A 4,968-nucleotide genomic window follows, 5' to 3' on the forward strand; every position below is an offset into this window, starting at 1 on the left:
CCGGGTCGATCTCCAGAGCCTCGGCGATCTTCACCAGGAACTTAAGCGAGGGGTTTTCCTCGGCCCGTTCGACCCCGGCGACGTAGCGCATCGCCACGCCCGCTTCATGGGCAAGCTGTTCCTGGGTCAGGCCCTTGGCCTTCCTGTGGCGGCGAATGTTCGCCCCGACGATCGCCTCCCAATTCATCCCCGCATCAGGGAGCGATAGGCAAGATAGCTCTAGGAGCTATCTTGCCTATTTCGTTTACGATTGGCAGGCAAAATAGACCCTATCGAAAACCGGAGGCGTCTATGTCCAATCAGTTCTTCTGCACGTCCTGCGGGGATGTCGGGAAGCCTCGGGTCCGTAATCGCGGAAGCAGTGCTGTCGAGATCATCCTGTGGCTCTGCTTCATCGTCCCCGGCTTCTTTTACACCGTGTGGCGGATGGGCCGGAAAGACCGATCCTGCCGAACCTGCAACGCCGTGACCGTGATTCCGGCGGATTCGCCGATGGCGCGCCACTACATGGCCACGCCCTCCCCGGCCGTCGCCCGCACCGGCTTCGGCGCCCGATAGGGCGCGTCTCGACTGTTGATAGGTAAGAACGAAGGGGCGATGACCTCAGTCGGTCCATTGCCCGCTGCCTCTATCTTGTCGTCAGGCGGCTTCCACCATTTCGCCACCGGCGGCGGCGCAATACCGCTTCACCGTGGCCTCTGACGTTCCGAACTTGACGGCCGTGGCCTTAATGCTCGCGCCGTGATGCCGACGCCATGCGACCACGGCGGCAGCGTCGGCGGCTTGGGGACGCCCCAGGCTGACCTTGCCGTGCTGGGTCCGTCCCGTTGCGGCGAGGGAGGCGCGCGCGGCGGCGCGGCCGGAATCGCATCGATCCTTGATCCTCGCCTTTTCCATGTCGGCGATCTGCGCCAGCACGGCCAGGACCAGTTCACCGATCGGCCCGGCGATCGGCCCTATGCCGCGCACGTCAACCGTCACGTTGGCCTTCACCAGGCGCCGCACGGTGCCCTGGACGTCCAGGGCGTCGCGCCCAAGCCGATCGACCGCATAGACGTGAACGGTGTCGCCGGATCGGACGTTGGCCAAGAGGGCGGCGAAGCCGGGGCGTTCCGCCGCCATGACCCCGCCGGACACGCCCTCGTCCAGAAACTCCTTATCGAAGGCGTCGCCCATTGCGTGGCGCTGTGACTCGACGCTCTGTTCTCCGGTGGAGACCCGGAAGTAGGCGATACGCATGATCCTAGCTCACAAGTTAGGGTAGCTGATACCCCGGCTCATAAGGCGGCTCATAAATCGAGTCAATTCTATCTTTTGCGCCACGCGCACAACTTTCAACTTGTGCGCTGGTGGTGAAGCGTGGGCCTGACGATGACTTAGCCTCTTGGTGTAGTGATCGAGTCTTGTGCGGGATATTCTGGAGGCGGCGTTGGCAGATAGGGCATCCAAGTGGACATCCTTCGCGTGGGCAATTCCCATGCGCGAAATTGAGGAAGACGCGCCGGTGTCGCACGACATGATCGCTTACGGCCTACGCAGTCCTGAGCCCGTTCCGAAGGAGGTGCGCGAGTATCTGGCTCAGGTCATGGAGGGCCAGGGAAAGCCGCGCCGATCCTCCGTCAGAAACTGGTTTGACCGGGAGGTGACGCGCGACCTGGTTTTGCTGACCCATCAGATTTGCAAGGCAAGCGCTATTGCAGACCCTGAGCCCGGAAAGGGGCAAACGAGGGCTTTCACCGCGTTGAAGAGGACCCAAGAAATGTTGGCGGCCCATAGGCTTCACATGTCCATGGACGCCATCAGAGACGTCCTCCTGGAGCGAAAGGGTTGGGAGAAGCCGGTGTAACGAACCCCGACTTGTTTACACGATGCAGGGCGGGCGCGGCCCTCTATCCCCAGTGACATCACCCCTTTTTAGGAAACCCGATGTCCCGCCACGACCCCGCAATCTCCCTCTCCAAGCTGGTCCAACTCGCCGCATACGCCGGGCCGATCACCGCGACCCAGCGCCACTTCGGCCCGCAAGAATGCGCCGCCAACATCAACGGCGTGACCAGCGTTAGCAAACGATCGGTCGTCAACGAGGCGTTTGAGCGCCTGTTCGAGACCGCTGCCCACACCGGCGTGTCGCTGCTGCCGATCATGCAGATGTTCTCGAACCGCGTCGTCCACAACTACCCCGACGTGACGGTGGGCGACGTCCTGGAGCGTTGCACCGGCGACTGGCGCCAGCGCCTGGTTTCCTAGCGCTCGCCGCTAGGTTCCACGCCCCCGAAACCGCCGCGTTTCCACCCCACCCCAGCCAGATGGGGTGGAAGCGTCAAAGTCGTCCCCTCGTCAACGCTCCCCTTAAAATGCTTCATCATCAAGTTGGCCGCCGGGCATCGTCCGGCGCCGCGCCGTCGCCCGATCCCGTCCCATCGTTCAGCGCTAACCGCCCCCTTCCGGTGGCGCTGGCCATGGCGACGCTGGGGGTCCGCATCTTTCCGACCTACGGCTTCAACAGCGCCCGGACGGACTCAGGCCTCGAATGCCAGTGCCTGAAGGGCAAGCGGTGGAAAGCGCGCCAGACCGGCGCCGAGGCTACGCCTTGCGCCAAGAACCCCGGCAAGCATCCCCGCATCCTGGACTGGCCCGAACTGGCGACGACCGACGCCGATACAATCATCAACTGGACCCTTCCGGGACGGGGCGGATGGGCCAGGACGAACCTCAGCGCTTTGACCGGTCGCGCCAGCGGCGTCTGGGTTCTGGACCTGGACGGTGATCTGGGTTTCGCCAGCCTGGCCCAGCTTGAGGCTGAACACGGCGCCTTGCCGCCGACGTGGCGGACCCGGAGCGGTAGCGGTCATGGCCGCCACTACTGGTTCGCCCATCCCAACGACGGACCCGAGGTGCGCGGGAGCCAGGGCGGGATGGCGGCGGGCGTGGATGTCCGGGGCTTCCACGGCCACATCCTCCTGCCGGGCAGCCTTCACCGTTCCGGTGGTCGCTATCAGTGGGAGGAAGGGTTCGCGCCCGATGAAGTCCCGCTGGCGGCGGCGCCCGAGGCCTGGCTGCGCCTGGCCCTGGACGCCAACAAGAAGACCCGCACTGGCGACGCAGACGATCGCCCCACCACAACCCGTCGCATGTCGCCGCCCACGACGGGTCGCCCCTCCGATCACACCCGTTGTCTGGTCATCGGCGACGGCGAAAACCGGGGCGGTTTCCACGGCCCGATCAACGGCCTGCTGGTCAAGTTTTTCGGCCGCTTCGGCGGCGACGCCGACACCAACGGCATGATCGCCGCGCTCCGCCAAGCCATCCGCGACGCCCCCGCCGACAACCACCAACCCCACGAAATCGAGCGCTATCTCTCCGACGAATACCTCAACGAGGCCTGCGATAGCGCGCGGGCCTACATCAACAGCAAGGACTGAAATTGACCGACAACCCCGACACCTCCGGCTCCCAGGACGCCTTCCTGGCCACCATCGCCGCCAATGAAATCATCGAACAAACGGTCTTCACCAATGAAGACCAGATGATCGATCACCTGAACACCCTCGGGGCCGTGCTCCTGAAGGGCAACGACCTCCGCATCGTCATCTGGGGACGCGACGGCCAGCCGATCTTCCTGAAGGAGTCGCAGGCCAAGACCTGGCTGGCCAAGTATCGTCTGGAGGTCGGGACGGGCGACAAGGCCAAGCTGATCCCCGCCTACGATCGCTGGATCGGATCGGAACGCCGTCGCGAATACACCCGCCTGATCTTCAACCCCAACCCGGCGACCCAGGAGGCTGGCGACCTCAACCTCTATTCGGGGATGGCGGTGATGCCGGCGCCCGGCGACTGGAGCCTGCTGCGCGCGCACATCTACGAGAACATCTGCCAGGGGGATGATGAGACGTTCGCCTTCCTGATGCACTGGATGGCGCACCTGATGCAGAAGCCGTGGCGCAAGTGCGGCGTCTGCATCGTGATGAGAGGCCGCATGGGGGTGGGCAAGTCCAAACTGTCCGACTGGCTGGGCCACATCGTCGGCGACCGTCACTCGCCCACGGTGGACTGCCCGGAACACATCACGGGCCGCTTCAACGGCCACCTGGAGACGGCCCTGCTGATCCGCGTCGAGGAAGGATTCTATCCGGGCCGCCCGGCCGACAAGGCGCGGATGAAGCACCTCATCACCAGCGCCAAGATCAACGTCGAACGCAAGAATTTGGACTCCTATATGGCCGACAGCTTCGCCCGCGTCATCATCACCAGCAACAGCGATTGGGTGGTCGCCGCCGCGCGGGGTGAGCGTCGCTACCTGTTCCTGGACGTGGGCGACGCCCGTGCCAAGGACGGCCCTTACTTCGCGGCGATCGACGCCCAGATGGAGACGGGCGGCGCCGAGGCCATGCTGTATGACCTCCTGCAAATGGACATCACCGGTGTCGACTTCTCGCGCCCGCCGATGACGGCCGGGTTGTTCGATCAGATGCGCCAGGGGTTCAGCGCCGAGGAACAGTGGCTGGAGTCGATCCTGATTGAGGGCCGCATCCCGTTCCGTGACGGTGGCCCGACCGACGACTACACCTCGCAGACCGAATGGGAAGGCACGGGCAGCCTGGAGATCGCCAAGGACACCCTTCTGGCCAGCTATCGAACCTTCGTCCCCGGCTTCCGCTCCCCGCCCACCAGCCAGGTTCTGGGGGCTGTCCTGGCCCGCCACGTCCCCGGCCTGAAACAGTCCAAGCGCGGACGCGAGGGCGCGCGTGTCCCCGTCTACATCCTGCCGCCGCTGGTCGAGTTGCGCGCCGCCTTCCTCACGGCCAATCCCGGCTACACCTTCCCGGCTGAGGTCGAGGATTACGACTTGGACGACCTGTCGCCCAAGGTCGTCGCCATGCCGTCGCGTCCGCGTCTGGCGGCGTAGCCGGAACCGACCGCAAACCGCCCCCGGCCTTCCCATCCGCGTCCTCACCTATCCCGTATCAC

The 4,968-nt window shown here is 64.8% G+C and carries 7 protein-coding genes; 5 read left to right on the top strand and 2 right to left on the bottom strand.

Annotated elements, in window-relative coordinates:
• A partial coding sequence (locus ACP7A5_RS17730; RefSeq protein WP_426043128.1) for a helix-turn-helix domain-containing protein occupies nucleotides 1-187 on the bottom strand: 187 nt, incomplete at its 3' end.
• A 104-nt stretch (nucleotides 188-291) separates the two neighbouring features.
• On the opposite strand from ACP7A5_RS17730, the gene ACP7A5_RS17735 reads away from it, so the two are divergent.
• The gene (locus ACP7A5_RS17735) at nucleotides 292-558 is read left to right on the top strand and encodes a hypothetical protein (RefSeq protein ID WP_426043129.1); all 267 of its coding nucleotides are present in this window, start codon (nucleotides 292-294) and stop codon (nucleotides 556-558) included.
• Nucleotides 559-639: 81 nt separating this feature from the next.
• Here ACP7A5_RS17735 and ACP7A5_RS17740 read toward each other — a convergent pair whose 3' ends face one another.
• Nucleotides 640-1,239 carry a recombinase family protein gene (locus ACP7A5_RS17740; protein WP_426043130.1) on the bottom strand — a complete coding sequence of 200 codons (600 nt, stop codon included), beginning with the start codon at nucleotides 1,237-1,239 and terminating at the stop codon, nucleotides 640-642.
• A 166-nt stretch (nucleotides 1,240-1,405) separates the two neighbouring features.
• On the opposite strand from ACP7A5_RS17740, the gene ACP7A5_RS17745 reads away from it, so the two are divergent.
• From ACP7A5_RS17745 to ACP7A5_RS17760, 4 genes are all read left to right on the top strand, one after another.
• Nucleotides 1,406-1,846, top strand: coding sequence for a hypothetical protein (locus ACP7A5_RS17745; RefSeq protein WP_426043131.1), 441 nt, complete (start codon nucleotides 1,406-1,408; stop codon nucleotides 1,844-1,846).
• Nucleotides 1,847-1,926: 80 nt separating this feature from the next.
• Nucleotides 1,927-2,247: a hypothetical protein gene (locus ACP7A5_RS17750; RefSeq protein ID WP_426043132.1), complete on the top strand. Its 321-nt coding sequence runs from the start codon at nucleotides 1,927-1,929 to the stop codon at nucleotides 2,245-2,247.
• Nucleotides 2,248-2,459: 212 nt separating this feature from the next.
• Nucleotides 2,460-3,422, top strand: a complete 963-nt coding sequence (locus ACP7A5_RS17755; protein WP_426043133.1) for a bifunctional DNA primase/polymerase — start codon at nucleotides 2,460-2,462, stop codon at nucleotides 3,420-3,422.
• 2 nt (nucleotides 3,423-3,424) lie between these two features.
• Nucleotides 3,425-4,906: a primase-helicase family protein gene (locus ACP7A5_RS17760; RefSeq protein ID WP_426043134.1), complete on the top strand. Its 1,482-nt coding sequence runs from the start codon at nucleotides 3,425-3,427 to the stop codon at nucleotides 4,904-4,906.
• Nucleotides 4,907-4,968: the final 62 nt, after the last annotated feature.

Source organism: Brevundimonas sp. TWP2-3-4b1 (genome assembly GCF_049897665.1).
GTDB lineage: Bacteria > Pseudomonadota > Alphaproteobacteria > Caulobacterales > Caulobacteraceae > Brevundimonas > Brevundimonas subvibrioides_B.